The sequence below is a fragment of the Streptomyces sp. NPDC004752 genome (genome assembly GCF_053601275.1).
The window spans coordinates 65,603-86,978 of the sequence record NZ_JBSGBN010000023.1; the positions used below are offsets into that span (position 1 = coordinate 65,603).

Annotated in this window: 24 protein-coding genes; 8 read left to right on the plus strand and 16 right to left on the minus strand. The window is 71.5% G+C overall.

Annotated elements, in window-relative coordinates; genetic code table 11:
• Nucleotides 1-448 precede the first annotated feature (448 nt).
• Nucleotides 449-2,311 (plus strand): ABC transporter ATP-binding protein, encoded by a 1,863-nt coding sequence (locus ACWEKM_RS12640; RefSeq protein WP_451621190.1) that lies wholly within the window; start codon nt 449-451, stop codon nt 2,309-2,311.
• A 102-nt stretch (nt 2,312-2,413) separates the two neighbouring features.
• Here the strand turns inward: ACWEKM_RS12640 and ACWEKM_RS12645 are convergent, their stop codons facing one another.
• From ACWEKM_RS12645 to ACWEKM_RS12660, 4 genes are all read right to left on the minus strand, one after another.
• On the minus strand, nt 2,414-3,055 hold the full coding sequence (locus ACWEKM_RS12645; RefSeq protein ID WP_451621164.1) for a DUF899 domain-containing protein: 642 nt from the start codon (nt 3,053-3,055) through the stop codon (nt 2,414-2,416).
• Nucleotides 3,056-3,169: 114 nt separating this feature from the next.
• Nucleotides 3,170-4,336 carry a cytochrome P450 family protein gene (locus ACWEKM_RS12650; RefSeq protein WP_451621165.1) on the minus strand — a complete coding sequence of 389 codons (1,167 nt, stop codon included), beginning with the start codon at nt 4,334-4,336 and terminating at the stop codon, nt 3,170-3,172.
• A gap of 620 nt (nt 4,337-4,956) precedes the next feature.
• Nucleotides 4,957-5,688: a DUF7873 family protein gene (locus ACWEKM_RS12655; RefSeq protein WP_451621166.1), complete on the minus strand. Its 732-nt coding sequence runs from the start codon at nt 5,686-5,688 to the stop codon at nt 4,957-4,959.
• Between the two features lie 40 nt (nt 5,689-5,728).
• Entirely contained in the window at nt 5,729-6,562 is an 834-nt protein-coding gene (locus tag ACWEKM_RS12660) for a nucleotidyltransferase domain-containing protein (protein WP_451621167.1), read from the minus strand.
• A 286-nt stretch (nt 6,563-6,848) separates the two neighbouring features.
• Here ACWEKM_RS12660 and ACWEKM_RS12665 point away from each other — a divergent pair, with 286 nt between their 5' ends.
• On the plus strand, nt 6,849-7,262 hold the full coding sequence (locus ACWEKM_RS12665) for a RidA family protein (protein ID WP_451621168.1): 414 nt from the start codon (nt 6,849-6,851) through the stop codon (nt 7,260-7,262).
• A complete protein-coding gene (locus tag ACWEKM_RS12670) occupies nt 7,259-7,723 on the plus strand; it encodes an N-acetyltransferase family protein (protein ID WP_451621169.1) in 465 nt (154 codons plus the stop codon). The genes ACWEKM_RS12665 and ACWEKM_RS12670 overlap by 4 nt, the downstream gene beginning before the upstream one ends.
• 181 nt (nt 7,724-7,904) lie before the next feature.
• On the opposite strand, the gene pip is transcribed toward ACWEKM_RS12670, so the two are convergent.
• Both pip and ACWEKM_RS12680 read right to left on the minus strand, forming a co-directional pair.
• Nucleotides 7,905-8,879, minus strand: a complete 975-nt coding sequence (gene pip / locus ACWEKM_RS12675) for a prolyl aminopeptidase (RefSeq protein WP_451621170.1) — start codon at nt 8,877-8,879, stop codon at nt 7,905-7,907.
• Nucleotides 8,880-8,916: 37 nt separating this feature from the next.
• Nucleotides 8,917-9,618, minus strand: coding sequence for a uracil-DNA glycosylase (locus ACWEKM_RS12680; RefSeq protein ID WP_451621171.1), 702 nt, complete (start codon nt 9,616-9,618; stop codon nt 8,917-8,919).
• A 201-nt stretch (nt 9,619-9,819) separates the two neighbouring features.
• Between ACWEKM_RS12680 and ACWEKM_RS12685 the strand changes: the two genes are divergently transcribed.
• Complete coding sequence (locus ACWEKM_RS12685) at nt 9,820-10,440, plus strand: RNA-binding S4 domain-containing protein (protein ID WP_451621172.1); 621 nt, start codon at nt 9,820-9,822, stop codon at nt 10,438-10,440.
• 54 nt (nt 10,441-10,494) lie between these two features.
• On the opposite strand, the gene ACWEKM_RS12690 is transcribed toward ACWEKM_RS12685, so the two are convergent.
• A complete protein-coding gene (locus ACWEKM_RS12690; RefSeq protein WP_451621173.1) occupies nt 10,495-10,959 on the minus strand; it encodes a DoxX family protein in 465 nt (154 codons plus the stop codon).
• A gap of 165 nt (nt 10,960-11,124) precedes the next feature.
• Between ACWEKM_RS12690 and ACWEKM_RS12695 the strand changes: the two genes are divergently transcribed.
• Complete coding sequence (locus tag ACWEKM_RS12695) at nt 11,125-11,667, plus strand: DUF1707 SHOCT-like domain-containing protein (RefSeq protein WP_451621174.1); 543 nt, start codon at nt 11,125-11,127, stop codon at nt 11,665-11,667.
• An 86-nt stretch (nt 11,668-11,753) separates the two neighbouring features.
• On the opposite strand, the gene ACWEKM_RS12700 is transcribed toward ACWEKM_RS12695, so the two are convergent.
• From ACWEKM_RS12700 to ACWEKM_RS12715, 4 genes are all read right to left on the minus strand, one after another.
• On the minus strand, nt 11,754-12,434 hold the full coding sequence (locus ACWEKM_RS12700; protein WP_451621175.1) for a class I SAM-dependent methyltransferase: 681 nt from the start codon (nt 12,432-12,434) through the stop codon (nt 11,754-11,756).
• A 215-nt stretch (nt 12,435-12,649) separates the two neighbouring features.
• The gene (locus ACWEKM_RS12705; protein ID WP_451621176.1) at nt 12,650-12,748 is read right to left on the minus strand and encodes a hypothetical protein; all 99 of its coding nucleotides are present in this window, start codon (nt 12,746-12,748) and stop codon (nt 12,650-12,652) included.
• Nucleotides 12,729-13,046: an acyltransferase domain-containing protein gene (locus ACWEKM_RS12710; RefSeq protein WP_451621177.1), complete on the minus strand. Its 318-nt coding sequence runs from the start codon at nt 13,044-13,046 to the stop codon at nt 12,729-12,731. Before ACWEKM_RS12710 ends, ACWEKM_RS12705 begins: the two co-directional genes overlap by 20 nt.
• Nucleotides 12,962-13,195, minus strand: a complete 234-nt coding sequence (locus ACWEKM_RS12715) for a hypothetical protein (protein ID WP_451621193.1) — start codon at nt 13,193-13,195, stop codon at nt 12,962-12,964. Before ACWEKM_RS12715 ends, ACWEKM_RS12710 begins: the two co-directional genes overlap by 85 nt.
• A gap of 91 nt (nt 13,196-13,286) precedes the next feature.
• Here ACWEKM_RS12715 and ACWEKM_RS12720 point away from each other — a divergent pair, with 91 nt between their 5' ends.
• Nucleotides 13,287-13,613 carry a DUF6343 family protein gene (locus ACWEKM_RS12720; RefSeq protein ID WP_451621178.1) on the plus strand — a complete coding sequence of 109 codons (327 nt, stop codon included), beginning with the start codon at nt 13,287-13,289 and terminating at the stop codon, nt 13,611-13,613.
• A gap of 129 nt (nt 13,614-13,742) precedes the next feature.
• On the opposite strand, the gene ACWEKM_RS12725 is transcribed toward ACWEKM_RS12720, so the two are convergent.
• From ACWEKM_RS12725 to rpsA, 5 genes are all read right to left on the minus strand, one after another.
• Nucleotides 13,743-14,123 (minus strand): tetratricopeptide repeat protein, encoded by a 381-nt coding sequence (locus ACWEKM_RS12725; RefSeq protein WP_351735063.1) that lies wholly within the window; start codon nt 14,121-14,123, stop codon nt 13,743-13,745.
• Between the two features lie 50 nt (nt 14,124-14,173).
• A complete protein-coding gene (gene coaE / locus ACWEKM_RS12730; RefSeq protein ID WP_451621179.1) occupies nt 14,174-14,806 on the minus strand; it encodes a dephospho-CoA kinase in 633 nt (210 codons plus the stop codon).
• A gap of 373 nt (nt 14,807-15,179) precedes the next feature.
• Complete coding sequence (locus tag ACWEKM_RS12735) at nt 15,180-16,115, minus strand: PAC2 family protein (RefSeq protein WP_451621180.1); 936 nt, start codon at nt 16,113-16,115, stop codon at nt 15,180-15,182.
• Nucleotides 16,116-16,235: 120 nt separating this feature from the next.
• Entirely contained in the window at nt 16,236-16,412 is a 177-nt protein-coding gene (locus tag ACWEKM_RS12740) for a hypothetical protein (protein ID WP_451621181.1), read from the minus strand.
• A 617-nt stretch (nt 16,413-17,029) separates the two neighbouring features.
• Nucleotides 17,030-18,523: a 30S ribosomal protein S1 gene (gene rpsA, locus ACWEKM_RS12745; RefSeq protein ID WP_451621182.1), complete on the minus strand. Its 1,494-nt coding sequence runs from the start codon at nt 18,521-18,523 to the stop codon at nt 17,030-17,032.
• Between the two features lie 364 nt (nt 18,524-18,887).
• Here rpsA and ACWEKM_RS12750 point away from each other — a divergent pair, with 364 nt between their 5' ends.
• Together ACWEKM_RS12750 and ACWEKM_RS12755 are read left to right on the plus strand one after the other, a co-directional pair.
• Nucleotides 18,888-19,730, plus strand: a complete 843-nt coding sequence (locus tag ACWEKM_RS12750; protein ID WP_451621191.1) for a class I SAM-dependent methyltransferase — start codon at nt 18,888-18,890, stop codon at nt 19,728-19,730.
• Nucleotides 19,731-19,859: 129 nt separating this feature from the next.
• Nucleotides 19,860-21,376: DEAD/DEAH box helicase (locus tag ACWEKM_RS12755; RefSeq protein WP_451621183.1), on the plus strand; the 1,517-nt coding region annotated here is incomplete at its 3' end.

Consider the following 21,376-nt stretch of genomic DNA (forward strand, 5'->3'; position numbering starts at 1 on the left):
CCGTGCGGCTCGTGGTGTCGTGCTCTGGCCCAACCAACACCAGGCCCTGGCCCTGGCCCAACCCGAAGCCGACGTTGGACCGACTCGAAGCCGTGCGCCCGGCCGAGCGTGCGCCGCACACCCTGCCGACCGCAAGCCGCGCACCCGACTGACCGGATGTGCCCTGCGCCGGAGGGGCATGGATGTGCCGTGCGCCGGGTGGGCACGGCCCGACGGGTGCCGGTCCGCCAGGGGTTCGCGCGGCCTCGGCCGCGGTGGGTACCCGGCGGCGTACGCCCTCGTGCTTCCTGTCCCTCCGTTCGCGCTCTGCCCCGCCGCGGACGCTCCCGCGATAGTGGCCGTCCGTCCAAGTCAGGGGAGGTCGACGGTGGGAGAGAAGCACGGTCGGGTCACGCCGGAGGTGTCCGAGTCGGAGCGGCTGCTCTTCGGAGGGCCGCTGCGCTACGACATGGGATGGAACCAGCATCGGGACGCCTTCCTGGAGTTGGACTTCCGGGCGATGGTGACCCGGCTGCCCGGCATGCTGGCGTCCAGCTTCCGGCTGGCGCGGCGGGCCGACCCGCGGGCCGCGCGGACCGTGCTCGTCGCGGAGACGGGCCGGGGCGCGGCCCAGGCGGTGAGCCTGCTGGCCGTCAACAGCGTGCTGGGGCGGCTGATCGGCGCGGGCCCGATCGAGGAACGGCTGCGCGGCGCCGTGCCGGCCCTGACCGCGATGGCCGCCGTCATGCTGATGGCCGCCCTGCTGCGGGCCGCGTCGACGTACGCCACCGGCCGCCTGGAACCCAAGGTGGAGCGGCTGGCGACCGAGCTGTACCTGGAGCGGGCGGCGGCCGTGGAGCTGGCCGCGATCGAGGACCACGCCTTCCACAAGCTGCTGGACACCGCGCAGTACGGCGCGCAGTCCGCCCGCCGCATGATCATGTACGGGACACGGGTGGTGAACGCGGTGATCTCGCTGGTCGCCGCGGCCGGTGTGCTGACCGTGCTGCACCCGGCGCTGCTGCCGCTGCTGATCACCATGACCCTGCCGAGCGCGTGGGGTGCGCTGACCAACGCCCGGCGCCGTTACGAGTCGTTCCACACCTGGGTGCAGCACGCCCGTGCCGGGCATCTGATCGCGAACCTGCTCACGGAACCCGCGGCGGCGCCCGAGATCCGCGTGCACGGCGTCGGCCCGTTCCTGCTGCGGCACTTCCGGGAGATGTCGGAGACCGCGGAGGGCGAGCAGGCGCGGCTGGCCCGGCTGGCGGCCCGCACGGGTCTGATCGCGGCGGCCTGGACCGGCCTGGCGACCGTGGCGACGTACGCGACGCTGGGCGCGCTGCTGCTGACCGGGGCGATGGCGCTGTCGGTCGCGGGCACCGCGGTGATCGCGATCCGCACGGGCTCCGCGAGCCTCGACACACTCGTCCTGGAGATCAACCAACTGCACGAGGAGGCCCTGTTCGTGGGCGATCTGCAGCGGCTGTACGTCGAGGCCGCCGAGCGGGCGATCCCGGTGGGCGGGGAGCGGCTGCCCGAGGACCCCAAGGAAGTACGGTTCGAGAACGTCACGTTCAGTTACCCGGGCGACGCCACCCGCCCCGCCCTCGACGATGTCACGCTCACCCTGCCGCTCGGCCGGATCGTGGCTCTGGTGGGCGAGAACGGCTCGGGCAAGACGACCCTGGTCAAGCTGCTGGCGGGTCTGTACACGCCGGACCGGGGGCGAATCCTGTGGGACGACGTGGACGCGGCGGGCGCCGACCGGCACGAACTGGCCGAGCGGATCGCCATGGTGGCGCAGGACTTCAAGCGCTGGCCGTTCACCGCACGGGTCAACGTCGCCGTCGGCCGCTCCTCGGCGCCGCTCACCGAGGAGCGGCTGGCCGCGGCGGTGGCCGGTGCGGGCGCGGAGGAGGTGGTGGCGGATCTGCCGCACGGCCTGGACACGCTGCTGGCCCGGAACTTCAGCGGCGGGCACGAGTTGTCCGGCGGCCAGTGGCAGCGGCTCGGCATCGCCCGGGCCGCATACCGGCGCGCCCGCATCCTGATCGTGGACGAGCCGACGGCGGCCCTGGACGCACGTGCCGAACTGGAGGTCTTCGAGCGCATCCGGGCGTTGGCGGGCAGCGGACAGACGGTCGTGCTGATCACTCATCGGCTGGCGTCGGTGCGCCACGCCGATCTGGTGCACGTCCTCGAACGCGGCCGGCTGGTGGAGTCCGGCACCCCGGACGAGCTGCTGGCCCGCGGCGGTGTCTACGCGGAGCTGTACGGGCTCCAGGCAGACCAGTTCACGACGACGCCGCCCGCCCGGAAGGCCGGCTGAGCCGCCTTTGCCCGATGCCGCCGTGTCACTCGGTGCCGGTTCGACGCGGAGGGTGCGGAACCGATCACCTTGCACCGGTTCACGCACGCTCCATGTCAGTAGTCAGTAGTACTCGTCGTGATAGCGGACGTGGTCACGGCCCTCGGGGGTGCGGCCCAGCGCCGTCAGGTCCAGCAGACTGGGGATGGATCCCAGCCCGTCCAACCCGTCTTCGGAGGCCGAGTAGGTGTGGAAGACCCGGTCGTGCTCGCGCAGGAAGCAGCTGATCCCGGGCTGCTCGACGAGCCTCCCGGCGCGCTCCAGGGTCACCCCGAAGTCCCGGTTGAAGTCGTTGTCGTACGACGAGACCCAGGGCAGTGTCCAGCCCATCCGGGCCTTGAACGGCAGGATCCGGGTGAACGGCGCCCGGGAGACGGCCGCGAACGACGTCCCGCGCGCGTGGAGGTGTGCCAGGTGCCCGATCTGGTCGAGGAACGCGGAGCAGTTGACGCAGCCCGTGTCCCATTCGGGCGCGAACATGAAGTGATAGACGACGAGTTGGCGCCGCCCCGCGAAGAGGTCGAGCAGCGTCGCCTTGCCGTCGCCGCCGTCGAAGACGTACTCCGTGTCGATCTCGACCACGGGCAGCCGGCGCCGCTCCGCGTTGAGCACGTCGCGTGCGCGCCCGACCGCCTCCTCCTTGGCGAGCAACTCCGCCCGCGCCGCACGCCACTGCTCGCGCGAGACGATCTCCGGTAACCGCATGGACCCCTCCTGTACGACGGTCACGACGCTGCGTTCTGGGTGGTGACCGGCGGGCGAGGCGGAAATCATCGCCGCGCGGGGAGTTTTTTCCGCCGCTCTGCACCGGCGCCGGTATCAGTAGGTCACGGGCAGCGCGACCAGCCCCCGCGCGCGCAGCGACCGGCGCCACCGCAACGCGCCGTCGCCGAGCGCCAGATCCGGGAACCGCTCCAGCAGCGCGGCCAGGGCGATCTCGGTCTCCGCGCGGGCCAGCGGCGCGCCGAGGCAGTAGTGGATGCCGTGGCCGAGGGCGAGGTGTCCGCCGACGTCGCGGCCGAGGTCGAGGCGGTCGGGGTCGGGGAAGCGGACGGGGTCCCGGTTGGCGGCCGCCGGCGACACCCAGACCGTCTCGCCCGCGGGCACGGTCACCCCGCCGATCGTCACGTCCTCGACCGTGAAGCGCCGGATGGCGAGCAGCGCGGGTCCCTCGTAGCGGGCGAACTCCTCGACGGCGCCCGGCAGCAGGCCGGGGTCCCGGCGCAGCGCGGCGAGCTGGTCGGGGTGGCTGAGGAGGGCGAGCACCGAGTTCCCGATGAGCTGTACCGCGTTCTCGTACCCGGCGAACAGGATGAGGAAGGCGAGGGACATCAGCTCGTCCTCGCTCAGCCGGTCGCCGTCGTCCCGCACCGCGATCAGGTCGGAGAGCAGGTCGTCGTCCGGCTCGGCGCGCTTGTCGCGGAGCAGCCGGGTGAAATACCCCAGCATCGCCACCACCGACTCCTTGCCGGCTTCGGGCCGTGCCGGGTCGGGGGCGACGAGGCTGTCCGTCCAGACCCTGAAATCGAACCGGTGCTCGTCCGGGATGCCGAGCAGGTCGCAGATGACGGTGATCGGCAGGGGCGCGGCGTAGGCGGCGACGAGGTCGGCGCTGCCGTGCGGGCCGAGCGCATCGAGCAGCGCGTCGGCGGTGTGCCGGATCGGCGCGCGCAACCGCTGGACGCGGCGCGGTGTGAAGGCCCGGCCGACCAGACGGCGCACGCGCGTGTGGTCGGGCGGGTCCATGTTGAGGAGGTTGGCGTCGAGCGCGGGCGGCAGCGAGAAACCCTTGTAGGTGCCCGCCGAGGCATGCCGTTTGTCGAGCGAGAGCCGGGGGTCGGCGAGGGCGTCGCGCACATCGTCGTAGCGGGTGACGAGCCAGGCGGGGGTGCCGTCGGGGCCGGTGATGCGGTGGACCGGCGCGCTGTCGCGCAGCCGCCGATACACGTCGTACGGGTGGTCGAGGAGGCCGTCCGCGAGATCCATGAGGCACAGCCTAGAAAGAAAGCGGGGCGCTCAGGTGTCGTACTCCTGGATGCGGCGGCCGTGACCGCGGTCGACGTGCGTGGCAGCCGGACCGTCAACTCTCCTGTCACAACGGTCACATCTCCAAAGCGGAGAGGACGTCGTCGCGGGCGCGCAGGGCCGGTGTGGAGCGGCCGGGCGCGGGCAGCGGTCCGCCCGGTCGCCGACGAACGGGAGCGGACCCGGGGGCGTGGCCTGCCCCCGGGCCCTGGAATGCCGTCCACGATCACACGCCGGCACGCTTGAGAACCCAGGTCAGTTGTCATGTCGTCGCGTCCTGCCTTTGGACCACCGCACATCGAGCTGTGCGGACCGGACTTGAACCGGCATTTCGACGCCCTGGGGCCTGGGCCCGGTCGATCCGGCGATCGACGGCGAATGCTGAATCTGGAGCGAGAGTCTGAGATTGATCGCGGTCTGCCTCTGCCGGTTGGGCCACCGCGGCACGGGGATCGCCCATGAATGCCGCGGGGAGGACTCGAACCTCCACTGGAACCGCGCAGTCACGACAAGCCTCAGTTTCAGCTTGCGCTCCTCGCGCACCCCGGTCACGAGGACCGGGGAGTCTCACATATGACGGGCTACTGGAAGAGGTAACCGAACACGGCGTCACCGACCCGCTGGTCGACGACGTCGACGCCGTTCGCCTCCTCCCGCGCGAACTTCACGGCCTGCTGCAACTTCTCGACCCGGTCGAGGAGTTCGTTGACGCGCCGGGCGGGAAGCGCACCGGAGAACTTCACGGTGGTCCAGTACCCGATGGGCACGTCCTCGTAGTAGACCTCGACCTGGGCCGGGTGCTTCTCGGTGGCCTCCGCCTTGACGTGGTTGCGGGGCACCTTCTTGGTGCGCAGCGTCCGCACCGACTCGGTCTTCCAGGCGTCGGTGGACGGGTCCTGCACCCACGACTCGGAGGCGTCGAGCACCGGCAGCTTCCGTACGAAGGTGTTGAGGTCGACGAGCTGCTTCTCCAGGAACAGCAGGTAGGAGACGGGGACATCCGCGATGAGCACCCGCCCGTCCGCCTTCACGTCCGCTCGCGCGACGCAGTTGGCCCAGTCCTTGGTGGCGGTCACGTCGAACAGCCGCGTCAGGGTCGCCGCGGTCTCCCGCAGCACGTCCTCGGCCTTGACCTGAACCCGCGTCGACTCGGGCGGCAACTGCTCGCCCTCCTCGTCCTTCGGCTGATAAGTCCGCGAGATACCCGCCAGCAACGCGGGCTTCTGCAGCCCATGATGAGCGGCGGTCAGGTCCTGGTGCGCCTTGGACTTGATGCCCTTCTCGACTGCGATGATCTGGTTGAGTTTCGCCACGGGAAGACGTTAACAGCGTCAATTGCGCGGTCTCGAATGATTATTCGGTGGCCTGGCCGCCGGCCGTGGCCGGGCCGGCGACGGCGCGAGCCGCGGCGAGCGACTCCTCGAAGAGGGCCTCGGCACGCTCGATTCCGGCCATGAGTCCGGAGCCGTCCAGCCCGGCCACGATGCCGTCGACGGCGCGCAGTCCCGCCCGCTCCAGCAGCCGTTTCTCGTTGGTCACCCATTCCCCGCGCGCCGCGAGCACCGCGTGGGCGGTCTGCGCGGCGGCCACGGCGAGGGCGCCGGCGACCTCGGTGAGGCGGCCGTGCGGCGCGTGGTTGGCCTGGGCGTAGGCGAGGGTGGCGCGGGCGGTGCCGTGCCAGTGTTCGAGGGCGGTGCCGTGCCAGTGTTCGAGGGCGGTTCGGCGCAGTTTCGGCGGATAGACCGCGGGGCGCGGCAGTTCGCCCCGTAGCACCGTGTTGACCGCCAGCTCGGCGACGACCAGGTAACTGGGGATGCCGGCGAGGTGGAAGAGCAACGGCTCCACCCGGAAACGGCCCTCCCGCGCCTCCGCCAGTTCATGCTCGACGCTGTCCAGGTCGCGGTAGTGCACGTCGACGCGACGGCCCTTGATGGACAGCCAGGCGCCGCCGTTGAACACACCGCCGCCCCAGCCGCCGATCTCGGACACCTCGCCCGGCCAGCCGAGGGCGCGCAACTCCGCGGGATCGAAGGGGCCCCGGTAGTAGACGGCGAGGTCCCAGTCGCTGTCCGGGCGGTGGGTGCCCTGGGCCCGCGAGCCGCCGAGGGCCACGGCCCGGACGGCGGGAAGCGCGGCGAGACGGTCGGCGGTGGTGTCCAGGAACATCTGATCGGGGTCGGACGGCATGGGCGGCTCCGGCGGGTGCGGCGGGACTGCGGCGCGGTGCGATGCGCTTCCGTGGAGATCGCCGGGAAGCGGAGATCGCCGGAAGCCTATGTGCGGTCGGCCGGTGGCACGAGCCGAATGAGCCACGTAAGCCGAGTAGGCCGAACAATTCGGATGCGGACGCGGGGCCGGGCCCCGGATGATCAGCAGGTTGTCCTCCCTCGACTCGGACCACGGGAAGCCGCCCGTGGTCTGCCGCCTCCCTCCCTCGACCTGTCCCTCCCCGACACCCGTGCCAGGAGCCGCCGTGATCCAGCGCGTCACCGTCCCCGCCCTCTTCCCGCCCCCCGGGTACTCCCATGCCTCCGTCGTCGAAGCGGGCACGAGGCTCGCGTTCCTCGCCGGGGCCGTGCCGCTCGATGCGAACGGCGCGGTCGTCGGCCCGGGCGATCCCGTACGGCAGGCCGAGCAGGTGATCGCGAACCTGGTCGAACAACTCGGCGCCGTGGGCAGCGACCTGGCGCATGTCGTGGCGACGGATGTGTACGTCGTAAGCGGTGAGCCCGGGGTGCTCGCCCAGGTGTGGGAGGTGGTCGACGCCTCGGGGCTCAACGCCGGGCCACATGCGTCGACGCTGGTCGGCGTGGCCTGTCTCGGTTATCGCGGGCAGTTGGTGGAGATCACCGCCACGGCCGTCGTCCCCGCGGGGGTGGGCGAGTGAACGCCGGTGAGGACATCGTGCTGCGGCGTGCCGTCGCGGCCGACGCGCGCGCCGCCGCCGACGTCTGGCTGCGTTCCTACGACGCCGCGCTGCCGACTGTCGTACGCCCACGGTCCGACGACGCCGTACGGGACTACTTCGGTGACGTCCTCGTACCGCTCGGGGAGACATGGGTCGCCGAGTCGGCCGACGGCGGCGGGATCGTGGGGGTGATGGTGCTCGACGGCGCGACACTGTCCCAGCTCTACCTCGGCCCCGGGTGGCGGGGCCGCGGCATCGGCGACCGGTTCATCGACCTGGCCAAGGAACGCGGCCCCGAGGGCCTCACGTTGTGGACCTTCCAGGTCAACAAGCCCGCCCACCGCTTCTACGAACGGCACGGCTTCGTCGCCGTGGAGTTCACGGACGGCAGCAGGAACGAGGAGCGGGAGCCGGACGTTCGCTATGTGTGGCGGCCGTGATCGGCCCGCGGGCCGCCCCCCACGCCCTCCACAGTCCCGTCATCCCGGCGCGGCCGAGCACCGGCCCCTCCGCACCCGCGCATCGCGCCATGTGCGGGCCGACCACCGGTCAACGGTCCGCCAAGCAGCCGGATCCGGGAGTACGGCCGGACCCGGCCGGTGTGTCCACTCGCGCGAGGCCCTAGCGGGCGGTGCGCTTCGGCGCGTAGTTGTCCGTCGCCGCCACCAACGCGTCCACGATGCCCGGCGCGCCCGCGTTGTGGCCGGCCTCGTCCACGACCACCAACTCGCTTCCGGGCCAGGCATGATGGAGCCGCCAGACCATCCCGACGAGGTTGGCCAGGTCGAGACTGCCCTGGACGAGGGTCCCCGGGATGCCCTCCAGCAGGCGCGCGTCGCGCAGCACGACGCCCTCGTCGTTGCCCTCGCCCAGGAAGTGGTCGTTGCCCCAGTAGTGGGTGACCGTACGGGCGAAGCCCATCCGGAACTCCGGGTCCTCGTACCGCTCGACCGACCGCGGCGGCGCGGGCACGATCGCCGTTTCCCAGTCGGTCCAGGCCCGCGCCGCCCGCTCCCGCACCGTCGGGTCGGACGACTCCAGCAGCCGGTGGTAGGCGGCGGCGAGGTTGCCGTCCCGCTCCCCCTCGGGCAGCCCGGCCAGGAACTGCTCGAACGCCTCGGGGAAGATCCTCCCCAATCCTCTTGTCAGCAGCGCCACTTCGGCATTGGAGCCGGTCGCGACCCCGGCCAGCACCAGCTCGGACACGGTCTCCGGACGCGTCTGCGCGTACCGCAGCCCCAACACCGACCCCCACGAGATGCCCCACACCAGCCACCGCTCGATCCCGAGGTGCCGACGCAGCAGTTCCAGGTCGGCGATCAGATGGGCGGTCGTGTTGACGCTCATGTCGGTGCCGTACGCGCTCGCCCGCGGCGTCGAACGTCCGCTGCCGCGCTGGTCGAGAAGCACGATGCGATAGGCGGCCGGGTCGCAGTAGCGGCGCAGGTGCGGGGTGCAGCCGGAGCCCGGACCACCGTGCAGCATGAGCGCGGGCTTGCCGTGCGGGTTGCCGCAGGTCTCCCAATGGACGAGATTGCCGTCACCGACGTCGAGCATGCCGTGGTCGTACGGTTCGATCTCCGGATAGAGGGGCATCGGGGCACCGTAACGGCCCGACGACGGGCCTGTCCTTTCATTTCCGGCCGGGCAGCCCGGCCGCGTCCGCCGCCGTGCGCAGCACCTCCCGCAGCATCTCGGGCGTGAGCCGTCCGGTGAAGGTGTTGCGCTGGCTGACGTGGAAGCAGCCGAAGAGATCCAGCCCGCCGAGGGACACCCGGGTGCCGTGCGCGAAGACCGGCCGGGGTCGCGGAACCGTCCAGCCCGCCTCGGCGAACGCGGGCAGCGTGGCCTGCCAGCCGAAGGCGCCCAGCACGACCGCGGCCCGCAGGGTGGGCCGCAGCAGCCTCAGCTCCCGCACCAGCCATGGGCGGCAGGTGTCGCGTTCCGCGGGCGTCGGCCGGTTGGCGGGCGGGGCGCAGTGCACGGGCGAGGTGACGCGCACGCCGGACAGTTCCAGGTCGTCGTCGGCGCTCACCGAGGTGGGCTGCGAGGCCAGCCCGATGTCGTACAGCGCCCGGTACAGCACGTCTCCCGAACGGTCGCCGGTGAACATCCGGCCGGTCCGGTTCCCGCCGTGCGCGGCGGGCGCCAGCCCGACGATCAGCAGCCGGGCGTCGGGCGGTCCGTAGCCGGGCACCGGGCGGCCCCAGTACGTCCAGTCGGCGAAGGCGGCGCGCTTGGTCCGGGCCACCTCCTCGCGCCATGCGACCAGCCGCGGGCAGGCCCGGCAGCCGGCGATGCGCCGGTCGAGAGCATCGAGGCGGCTGCGGTCCATGCCCCCACGGTATGCCCAGCAAAGGACCACCCCGCCAGACCACGGACGGAACGGCGGACGATGGGCGACGGACAGCGAGCGGCGAGCGGCGAGCGGCGAACACACGACGGCGGGCAGCGACGAGCAGCAACAAGCCGCGACGGGCAGCGACGGGCAGAAAACGCTGCCGTGTCCCCCGGCCCGGCGAGTTAGGGTCGGGGCATGGCTTCCGAGGATGCGGACGTGAACAGGAACCATGAGACCGGGCGAACCGGCGATCCGATGGACGCCCGGCCGGATGCCCGGGCCGATGGCACGGCCGACGACCCTCGCGCACGAGCCGACGCCGAGTCCGAGGTCACCCCGGACCCGCCCGCCACCGGCGACGCCATGGACCCCAAGATCGCCTCGGCGGTGGCCGCCGCCGAGGCGGCCGGTCCGGGAAAGGGCACGACCGTCCGCATCGACAGTTGGATCTGGGCCGTACGCCTGATCAAGACCCGTTCTCTCGGCGCAGCCGCCTGCCGTGGCGGGCACGTCCACGTCAACGGCGAGCGCGTGAAGCCCGCGTACTCCGTGCGCGTCGGCGACGAGGTGCGGCTGCGGCACGAGGGGCGGGAGCGGATCGTCGTCGTCAAGCGCCTGATCCGCAAGCGGGTCGGCGCCCCCGTGGCGGTTCAGTGCTATGTCGACAACTCGCCGCCGCCCCCGCCCCGCGAGGCCGTCGCCCCTGTGGCCGTGCGCGACCCCGGCACCGGCCGCCCCACCAAGCGCGACCGCCGCGAGCTGGAACGCCTGCGGGCCCTGCGCGGCCTCAGCAACCGCCCCCCAGGCTCCCGGTGACCCGCCCCGGGGCCCGGCCCGGTCTGGTCATCGGACGCCGCCGCGGTACGCCGGTCATGCCTGTCGGCGCACCAGCCGCAGCAGGTCCCTGTTGTGCCTGCGCCGGGCCCAGGCTATGAGGGCCAGCGGCACGATCAGGATGAGCGGGGTCGCCGCGTTCTCTCCGTCGAACGCGGTGAGCAGGACGATGAACGCCCCCACCATGAGCATGCTGAGCGCCATGGCCGCCACCGACTGCAGGACCGGTATCAACAGGGCGACCGCTCCTGCCAGTTCGAGCACGCCGATGATGTACATGCCCGTGGTGCCCCAGCCGATCTTGTCGAAGGACTCGACGGCCGAGGAGTGCGCGATCAGCTTGGGCAGGGCACTCGCGATCGCGTAGAAGAGCGCGAGCAGCACCTGCAGACCGAACAGGGCGGCACGGGCGCGGCGGCCGCGCGGGGTCGCCGACTCGGCGATGACCGCACCGGACGCGGTGTGGGTGGCGGATGTGCCGGAGGCGGTGGTCTCGGACATGGGGTCTCCCGTTGAGGTGTCCTGGTCGTTGTCACAGAGGCAGACCCCTTTCCGTTCCCGAACTCATCGCCGTCCGTCTGGTTTCCACTGGTGTGCGTCTTGACCCACCTGGCTCTGCGGCATCCGCGGCCCGGCCGCGTCGTCAGGGGGCAGTAAGGTGTGACGGTGGCCTCTCTGCCGGAAGACCCGCCGTCACAAATCAGCGAAGACGACCGCAACACGGCTGTGCAGCGCGTGCAGGAGGCGTATGCCGGAGGGCACATCTCGCACGAGGAGATGGACGCACGCCTCCACCAGGTGCTCACCGCGACAACGCACAGCGCCCTCGTGTCGGCTCTGGCTTCGTTCCCGGCGGAGAATGCGGGCACCACGTCCACGATCGGTGCCGCCGGCGGGCGGATCAAGCGGCGCGGCGCATGGCGGGTACCTCGCGTCCTCAAGGTCGAGTCCGCATTCGGAAAGGTGCTCCTGGACCTGTCCCAGGCGATCATCGAGCATCCGGCGATCGACATCGAGTTGCAACTCGGCACTGGTAGCGCCAAGATCACGGTGCCGCGCGACGCGACCGTGGACGTCGAGGACCTGCACACCGGGTGGAAGGACCTGCGCTACAAGACCCGGACGCCTGCACGTCCCGGCGGGCCGAGAATCCGGATCTCCGGAACCATGGGGTTCGGACGGTTGAAGATCCGCCACGCGCGACGGTGACGGGTCCGCTCCGATAACGCACCGGGGCCGTGCCGCCCGGCCGACCGCCCCAGCCCCCACTCGGCGAGCCTGTGTGGTCACCGCAACTAGGCTGCCTGGACCGCCCGTACCCACACCCGGTCCGGTGTCAGATACTCGTCCACCTCCAGTCCGGCCTCCGCCAGTGCGTCCTCGAACTGTTCCTTTGTCAGCGGCCGGGCCAGGAACGTCTGCGTCCAGACCGCGTCCGGGAACACATACTCCGCATGCACCGAGTTCACCCCGTCACCGACCGGCTCGGCCGACACCATGCGCACGGTGTAGCCGCTCGGGTCGACCCGCTCGCGGGGGAGATTCGTGTGGTAGTCCTCGCCCTCCCGCTGGATCAGCACACAGCCGCCCTCCGCAACGTGCCGAGCGCAGGTGCGCAGCAGGCCCCGCCGCACCTCGATGTCCCCGGCGTGCACCAGGAACGACGCGAGCATCACCACCTCGAATGTCTTGCCGAGGTCGAGGTCCTCGATCGGGCTGCATATCGTGCGCGCCCCACGGACGCGCTCCAGCATCTCCGCGGACTCGTCGACCGCGGTGACCGTGAACCCGCGCTCCAGCAGGGGGTGGGTCACACGTCCAACACCGCTGCCCAGTTCCAGGATGCTCGCCCCGGCCGGCACCGCCGCCGCGATGATGTCCGGCTCGTCCCTCACCGCCAGACGCGAGTAAAGCTCCACCGCGCAGCCGTCCGGGGTGATCGCGCCGGGTCCTGTTCCCTCGTATCCCTCTCGCATTTCAACCGTCATGCCCGAACAACGGCCCGGCGCCGTACACCCGTTCCCATGCCGCACCAGTTCACTCGTTCGAGTAATTCCGGACTGATCGGGAACCACCCACGGCCCCGTCCCGGCTCCGGCCCCGGTTCCGAATCCAGTTCCAACTGCGGCTACGGCTACGGCTACAAGTTGGAGTGCTCAGGCAGACCCCGCTTCAGCCGCGGATCGAGCAGTCAGGAGTGGCAGACCGCGATCTCGTACCGCTCCTCGCGGAAGTAACGGGAGGAGAACTCCCGTGCCCGTGACGGGAAGTCACACGCGGCCGGGGTCAACAGCCCGGCGAAGTCGGGGATGTGCAGGGCGAGGCAGGGTCACCGGACGGTGCCGTCTGTGGTGGACGGGCATGGTCCGGCCGAGGTCGGCGAGGGTTCGACGGGCGACATCGGCCGGAAGCTGACAGCCACCGGCCACGACACCGCGTTCGCGGTGGCACGCGCGCGCGTGCGGGAGGGCGGCGACGAACACGTACACCGGCACGTAAAGGCCTAGCACGGCCGGCGGCGCGGTGAACCAATCGCCGAGCCGGGCCGGCCGGGGACGTCGATGGCCCGGACCAGGTCCGCGACGCACTCCTCCAGAAGCCGCACCCCGCCGGTGTTGCCAGTGTGGCCGGTGACGGTACCGCCGGTGCGGTGCAGTCTCACCAGTTCGTTGACGTCCCAGTGGGGCACGCTCCGGTCGAGCAGCAGCTCAGGCAGGTCGTCGGCGTCGCACAGCACGCCGGGGGCCCTCTCGGTCGACGTCCACTACTTGTTGCGCTTGGTCGGCGTCCGCGTCGAAGAGTACGTTGCAAACAGGAGTGGTGATCCGATGCGTACGGGCAGTGAGCCGACGACCGCGCGCAGTGCGCTGCGGGCGCGGTTCTGGCTGAGCGTGTGGGGGCTGCTCTGGGCGATCTTCGGTACGGCGGTGTTCGCGCTGGTGGGCCTGCCGGGCTGGGCCGCTGCCTGCGGGGTGCTGTGGCTGGTGGCCACCATCGACATGATCCTGGTCCTCAGACACATCCGGCAGGGGCCGCACTACCAGCCGAGCCGCGATGTCCCGCCGTACGCTCCGCCGGAGAACCCGCAGCCCTACCCTCGCCCGCCGCAGAGCCGTCCGCTCCACCGCCGCCCTCCGCAGCACCGGCACCCGTGACCATCCGGTGGCGCGGGCGCCTGCGACTGTCCGGGAGGACGAGGGGGGACGGGAGGACTCGTGATCGTGCGGGCATCGGCCTCGGGCATCGAGGTAACGGAGCCGGTCGGCGTCGCGGTTCCGCCAGGCTCAGGAATCGAACTGCGCCGCCTTCAGATACTGGGGGTTCGGGTCGAGTGCCGCAGCCAGCCGGAAGTGGCGTTTGGCCTGGTCGCGGCGGCCCTGGCGCTCATAGGTGCGGGCGAGAGCGAAGTGCGCGAACGCGTTGTCCGGCTCGCGTTCCAGCACGATGGTGAACTCCAGCTCGGCGGGCCGCAGTTGCGCGGCGGCGAAGAAGGCACGCGCGCGTAGCAGACGGGCGGCCGTGTTCTCGGGGTGCGCGGCGATGACTCCGTCGAGCAGCTTCACCGCGCCCCGCGGATCCCGTGCGTTGAGCAGGTGCTCGGCGGCACGGAAGTCGATGACATGCGTCTCCGGAGTACGTCCGGGCGATCCGCTGGTCTCAGGCACGGCACACTCCTTCCCTCGCAGAGGGCATTCAACGCCCCGTCGGGTGCACGCTATTCCCCGGCCGCCCCTGCGGAGTCCCCTGGGTGCGCGTGTTCCCTGCGGACCAGGTCGGCCCACACCTCGGTGACACGCCGCCCCAGGGCGTCCAGGGGTACGTCGTTGTCGATGACGATGTCCGCGATCTCCAGGCGCTTCTCCCGGGTCACCTGCGCTGCCATACGCGCGCGTGCGTCCTCCTCGGTCATACCGCGCCGCCGTACGAGCCGGTCGAGCTGGGTCCCGGGGCCGGCGTCCACGACGATCACTACGTCGTAGAGCGGCGCGAGGCCATTCTCGGCGAGGAGCGGTACGTCGTGCACGATGACGGCGTCGTCGGCCGCCGCGCTCTCCAGTTCGCGGGAGCGGGCGCGCACCAGGGGGTGCACGATCGAGTTCAGGACGGCCAGCTTCTCGGGGTCGGCGAAGACGATCGCGCCGAGCCCGGACCGGTCCAGGCTGCCGTCGGCGGCGAGGACCCGCTCGCCGAATGCCTCGACCACCGCCGAGAGTCCTGGGGTGCCGGGCGCGACGACCTCGCGGGCGATGCGGTCGGCGTCGATCAGCACGGCACCGTGCTCCACGAGCAGCCGCGACACCTCGCTCTTTCCGGCGCCGATTCCGCCGGTCAGGCCAACTTTCAGCATGGGCGGAAGCCTAGACGCTCGGCTCGGCGGGCGGGATCGGCGGGACGGTCCGACAACGACGGCCACCCCTGATCACGCATGGACCGGCCACGACAACCACCCCTGATCACACGCGGACCGACCACAACAGGCCACTCCTGATCACGCACGGACCGGCCATGGCGAACCGCCCACAAGTAGCGCGGCGCGCCCACGGCCCCATCACCCGGCTGACCACACGACGACGGGCACCCGAACGCTCCGCACACGACCGACCCCGCACCCACGAACCACCCGAACCCAGCCGAGCCCGCGCACGAAGTGCCCGGGCTCAGACCGCCCGACACACGAACAACCCCCACACGACGGCCGGACCCGACCGGCCGCAGACCGGTCAGCCCTCGCCCTCCCGTTCCGCCAGGAATCGCTCGAACTCCTGCCCGATCTCGTCCGCCGACGGGATCTCGACCGGTTCGGCGAGCATGTTGCCCCGCGTCTCGGCGCCCGCGGCGGCGTCGTACTGGTGCTCCAGGCCCTGGACGAGGGCCGTCAGTTCCTCGTCGCCCTCCTGGATCTGCCGGTCGATCTCGGTCTGTGTGCGGTGCGCGTCCGTGCGCAGCGAGTGCGCGATACCGGGCAGAACCAGGCCGGTGGCGGCCGTGATGGCCTCCAGGACGGTCAGCGCCGCGTCCGGGTACGGGGAGCGGGCGATGTAGTGCGGTACGTGCGCGGCGACGCCCAGGACGTCGTGTCCGGCCTCCATGAGGCGGTACTCCACGAGCGACTCGGCGCTGCCGGGCACCTGGGCCTCGTCGAAGGGGCTGCGGCCCGGGACCAGGTCGGCGCGGTTGCCGTGCGGGGTGACGCCCACGGGGCGGGTGTGCGGGACGCCCATGGGGATGCCGTGGAAGTTCACGGACAGGCGGACGCCGAGCCGCTCCACGATCTGCCGTACGGCGGTGGCGAAGCGCTCCCACTCCACGTCCGGCTCCGGGCCGGACAGCAACAGGAAGGGCGCTCCGGTGGCGTCCTGGACGAGGTGGACCTCGATGGCCGGGACCTCGTAGTCGGTCCAGCGGTCCCGTTTGAACGTCAGCAGCGGGCGACGGGCCCGGTAGTCCACGAGCCGGTCGTGGTCGAAACGGGCCACGAGTTGGCGGGGCAGCGAGTCGAGCAGCCGGTCGACGATCTGGTCGCCGGTCTCGCCCGCGTCGATGTATCCGTCGAAGTGGTAGAGCATGACAAGACCGGCCGACTCCTGGGCCAGCGCCATATCGACGACGGCCAGCCCCTTCGGCTCCCATGCGTACAAACCCTGCGGATCAAGCACTGTGACCGCTCCTCCTCTGTTCCCCTGGGGTCAACGTCCGTGAGAACGCGGGCATTCCCGCCTCCCTGGACCGGTCATGGCGGCGCCGGGCGGTGCGCGGACCGCATGGAGCCGCCGTGTCTACGCGCCTGACGGGTCAGGACGCGAGCACGCGCCGGTGCGGATCCGCTCCTCACCCATGGCGCGGGCGAGCACTCCGAGTTTCTGGTCCATGCCGTCGACCGGCTGGAACCTCCGCATCGCCTGGTCGTAGCCGAACTCGAAGGAGAAGGAGCAGCCGACGTGGGAGGCGAACACCTAGGAGAGTGAGGGGACATCGCCGAGTTCGCGCCCGGGGGCGCCGACGGCGCCGGAGTCGACGGTGAAGCCAGAGTCGACAGTGGGCTGGAGTCGACGATGGAGCCACGGTGCTCGGTGCCCGTGCCGGTGTAGTCGATTCCGAGGGAACCGTATGGAAACCGGCCGTCTGCCGCAGGCCGTTGATGTCCATGAGCGTGTCACCGCCGTGGACGGTGAGCTTGCGGCCGCCGACGCGGTCGCGGGCTTCCAGCATGGTGTGGCCGCCATGACAGTCCTGGCCGAGGAAACCCCCATGGCCGGTTACGGGCCATCGACTATTGGTGCATCCCGCACGCTTCTACAGGGGCGCGGGCAACTCCCGCCGAGGGCATGGGAGGACCTGCGCGATCCGGCGCGGGCGGCCCGCAGCCGTCGGACGACGACCGCGCCACAGAGCCGAGGCGCCGCGCTCACCCGGACGGGCACGGCACAAGGCCGGGGCCGCACCCGGGGAAAGCGCGGTACAAGGCCAAGGGGCCGCCCCCGGGGGAAGGCGTGGTACAAGGCCAAGGGGCCGCACCTGGGAAGGTGCGGCCCCTCGGTCGACGGCCAAGCCTCAGCGGCAAAGGCTCAGGTCAGCTCTGACCACCGGCGAGCTTCTCGCGCAGCGCGGCCAGCGCCTCGTCCGAGGCCAGCGCGCCGGAGTTGTCCGCGCCCTCGGAGGAGTACGAACCGCCACCGGACACGACCGGAGCGGCGGCCTCGCCGCCCTCGGCGGCAGCGGCGGCATCGGCCTCGCGGGACTTGATGACCTGCTGCTGGTGCTGCTCGAAGCGCAGCTGCGCCTCGGCGTACTGGCGCTCCCACTCCTCGCGCTGCTTCTCATAGCCCTCGAGCCAGTCGTTGGTCTCGGGGTCGAAGCCCTCGGGGTAGATGTAGTTGCCCTGGTCGTCGTAGGACGCGGCCATGCCGTACAGGGTCGGGTCGAACTCGACCGACGCCGGGTCGGCACCGAAGGACTCGTTGGCCTGCTTGAGGGACAGCGAGATCCGGCGACGCTCCAGGTCGATGTCGATGACCTTGACGAAGATCTCGTCGTTGACCTGGACGACCTGCTCCGGGATCTCCACGTGGCGCTCGGCCAGCTCGGAGATGTGGACCAGACCCTCGATGCCCTCGTCGACGCGGACGAACGCACCGAACGGAACCAGCTTCGTGACCTTGCCGGGCACGACCTGGCCGATCTGGTGGGTGCGGGCGAACTGCTGCCACGGGTCTTCCTGGGTCGCCTTCAGCGACAGGGAGACACGCTCGCGGTCCATGTCGACGTCGAGGACCTCGACGGTGACCTCCTGGCCGACCTCGACGACCTCGGACGGGTGGTCGATGTGCTTCCAGGACAGCTCGGAGACGTGCACCAGACCGTCGACGCCGCCCAGGTCCACGAAGGCACCGAAGTTGACGATCGAGGAGACCACACCGGAGCGGACCTGACCCTTCTGGAGGGTCGTGAGGAACGTCTGGCGGACCTCGGACTGGGTCTGCTCCAGCCAGGCGCGGCGGGACAGGACCACGTTGTTGCGGTTCTTGTCCAGCTCGATGATCTTGGCCTCGAGCTCCTTGCCGACGTACGGCTGGAGGTCGCGGACCCGGCGCATCTCGACAAGGGACGCCGGCAGGAAGCCACGGAGGCCGATGTCGAGGATGAGACCACCCTTGACGACCTCGATGACGGTACCGGTGACGATGCCGTCCTCTTCCTTGATCTTCTCGATGGTGCCCCAGGCACGCTCGTACTGGGCGCGCTTCTTCGAGAGGATCAGGCGGCCTTCTTTGTCCTCCTTCTGGAGGACCAGGGCCTCGATCTCGTCACCGACGGCGACGACCTCGTTCGGGTCGACGTCGTGCTTGATCGAGAGCTCGCGGCTCGGGATGACACCTTCGGTCTTGTAACCGATGTCGAGCAGGACCTCGTCCCGGTCGACCTTCACGATGACGCCGTCGACGATGTCGCCGTCGTTGAAGTACTTGATCGTCTCGTCGATCGCTGCGAGGAAGGCTTCCTCGTTACCGATGTCGTTGACCGCTACCTGCGGGGTGGTGGCGGTGGTCTCGGTGCTGCTCGTCATGTGGGAAAGGGCTCCGGTACGGACATTGAAGTCGTAGGCACTGCTTACGCCGGGAGCCCGTTTCGCTCTGCAGAAGCCGGACAGCCTAGGAAGCGCCCCGCCAGGAATCCGGCGACGGCGCCTCGACAACCGAGGGGACATACAACAGATGCGAGCGCAGCCTGCTACGTCTGAGGAGCGCAGGCCCGCAGCGCAACTTGTAGCATACGGGGGCAGCCGGACAGGGTCAATGCACGAAGAGGCACAGCCGGGGCGGATCGTGGCATACCCGGCACAAGAACCGTCCCGCCAGGCCATGCCATGTCGGTGCCGGTCCGTGGGGGCCTCTTTCGTGACACGCCTTCCGTGACACGCAGGCCCCGAGATCGCAGGGAAAAGTACGACGAGGGAGCCGATCATCCAAAAGTCCGAAGCGTCCGAACCGGAGGCCACCCGGCGTGCGGCCGGTGTCGCGGAGAGCGCCCGCGCCAATCGCGGCTGGTGGGACCGGAACGCGGACGAATACCAGGTCGAGCACGGCACGTTCCTCGGGGACGACCGTTTCGTGTGGGGTCCCGAGGGCCTCGACGAGGTGGAGGCCGAGTTGCTCGGCCCATCGGAGGAGCTGAAGGGCAAGGCCGTTCTGGAGGTCGGCGCGGGCGCGGGGCAGTGCGCGCGCTGGCTGGCGGCGCAGGGCGCGCGTCCGGTGGCCCTGGATCTCTCGCACCGCCAGCTGCAACACGCGCTGCGCATCGGCGGATCGTTCCCCCTGGTGTGTGCCGACGCTGCCGAGCTGCCGTTCGCGGATGCCTCCTTCGACCTGGCGTGCTCGGCGTACGGGGCGCTGCCGTTCGTGGCCGACCCGCGGCTGGTGCTGCGGGAGGTGCGCCGAGTGCTGCGCCCGGGCGGCCGGTTCGTCTTCTCCGTCACGCACCCGATCCGCTGGGCGTTCCCGGACGAGCCGGGGCCGCAGGGGCTGACGGTCTCGTCGTCGTACTTCGACCGCACGCCCTATGTGGAGCAGGACGCGGCGGGCCGGGCGGTGTACGTCGAGCACCACAGGACGGTCGGCGACCGGGTCCGGGACATCGTCTCCTCCGGTTTCCGGCTGGTGGACCTGGTCGAACCGGAGTGGCCGGCGTGGAACACGTCCGAGTGGGGCGGCTGGTCCCCGCTGCGGGGCGCCCTGGTCCCGGGGACGGCGATATTCGTCTGTGAGCGGGACTGACGCTCACGCGCGTGGGTTGCTGGACTGACGCACACGCGCGTGGGTTGTCGGGACTGACACGCGCGTGAGGGCGGGACTGACGCACGCGCGCGTGAAGAACGGTGCCGCGGGCGTACGACACTGGGGGGCGTGATCCGTTACGACGCGTTGGACGCCCTGCCCGTACGCGCTGCTCTGCCGGCGCTGGACGACGCCCTGGCGGGGCACGGCACCGCCGTCCTGGTGGCGCCGCCCGGCACCGGGAAGACCACGCTGGTGCCGCTCGCGCTGGCCGGGCTGCTGGGCGAGGGTCCGGCGCGGCGGGTGGTCGTGGCCGAGCCACGGCGGATCGCGGCGCGCGCGGCGGCCCGCCGGATGGCGTGGCTGCTGGGCGAGGAGGTCGGGCGCTCCGTCGGCTACACGGTGCGCGGCGAGCGGGTCGTGGGGCGCCACGCGCGCGTGGAGGTGGTCACGACCGGTGTGCTGCTGCAGCGGCTCCAGCGGGACCAGGAGTCGGCCGGTGTCGACGTCGTCGTGCTCGACGAGTGCCACGAGCGGCATCTGGACGCGGACACCGCGGCCGCGTTCCTGTGGGATGTGCGCGAGACGCTGCGGCCGGAGTTGCGGCTGGTGGCGGCGTCGGCGACCACGGACGCGCAGGGGTGGGCGCGGCTGCTGGGCGGGGCGCCGGTGGTCGAGGCGCGGGGTGCCGCGTACGGGGTCGAGGTGGTGTGGGCGCCTCCGGCGCGTCCCGTGCGGCCGCCGCACGGCCTGTGGGTCGATCCGGCGCTGACGGCGCACGTGGCGTCGGTGGTGCGGCGGGCGCTGGCCGAGCGCTCGGGGGACGTGCTGTGCTTCCTGCCGGGTGTCGGCGAGATCGCCTGGGTCGCCGGGCAGTTGGGGGATCCGCGCGATCTCGGTGACGCCGAGGTGCTCCAGGTCCACGGGCGGGCGCCCGCGGCGGTGCAGGACGCGGTGCTGGCGCCCGGGGAGCGCCGCCGGGTGGTGCTGGCCACGTCCGTCGCGGAGTCCTCGCTGACGGTTCCCGGGGTGCGGGTGGTGGTCGACTCGGGGCTCGCGCGGGAGCCGCGGGTGGACCACGCGCGCGGGTTGAGCGCGCTGACGACGGTACGGGCGTCGCAGGCGGCGGGGCGGCAGCGGGCGGGCCGTGCCGGGCGCGAGGCGCCGGGCACCGTGTACCGCTGCTGGACGGAGGCCGAGGACACGCGTCTGCCGCGTTTCCCGGCGCCGGAGATCAAGGTGGCCGACCTGACGGCGTTCGCCCTTCAGGCGGCCTGCTGGGGCGATCCGGACGCCTCCGGTCTTGCGCTGCTGGACCCCCCGCCGAGCGGGGCGATGGCGGCGGCGCGCGAGGTACTGACGGCGATCGGCGCGGTGGACCCGGCGGGCCGGGCGACGCCGCGGGGGCTGCGGCTGGCCCGGCTGGGGCTGCACCCCCGGCTGGGGCGGGCGCTGCTCGACGCCGTGCCGCTGGTGGGCGTGGAGCGGGCGGCGGAGGTGGTCGCGCTGCTGAGCGAGGAGGCGCCGCGGGCGTACGGCGACGATCTGGCGGGCGCGGTGCGGGCCGCGGGGCGCGGGGGTGACGCCTACGCGGGACGGTGGCGGGCGGAGGTACGGCGGCTGCGGGCCGTCGCCGCCGAGTCCGG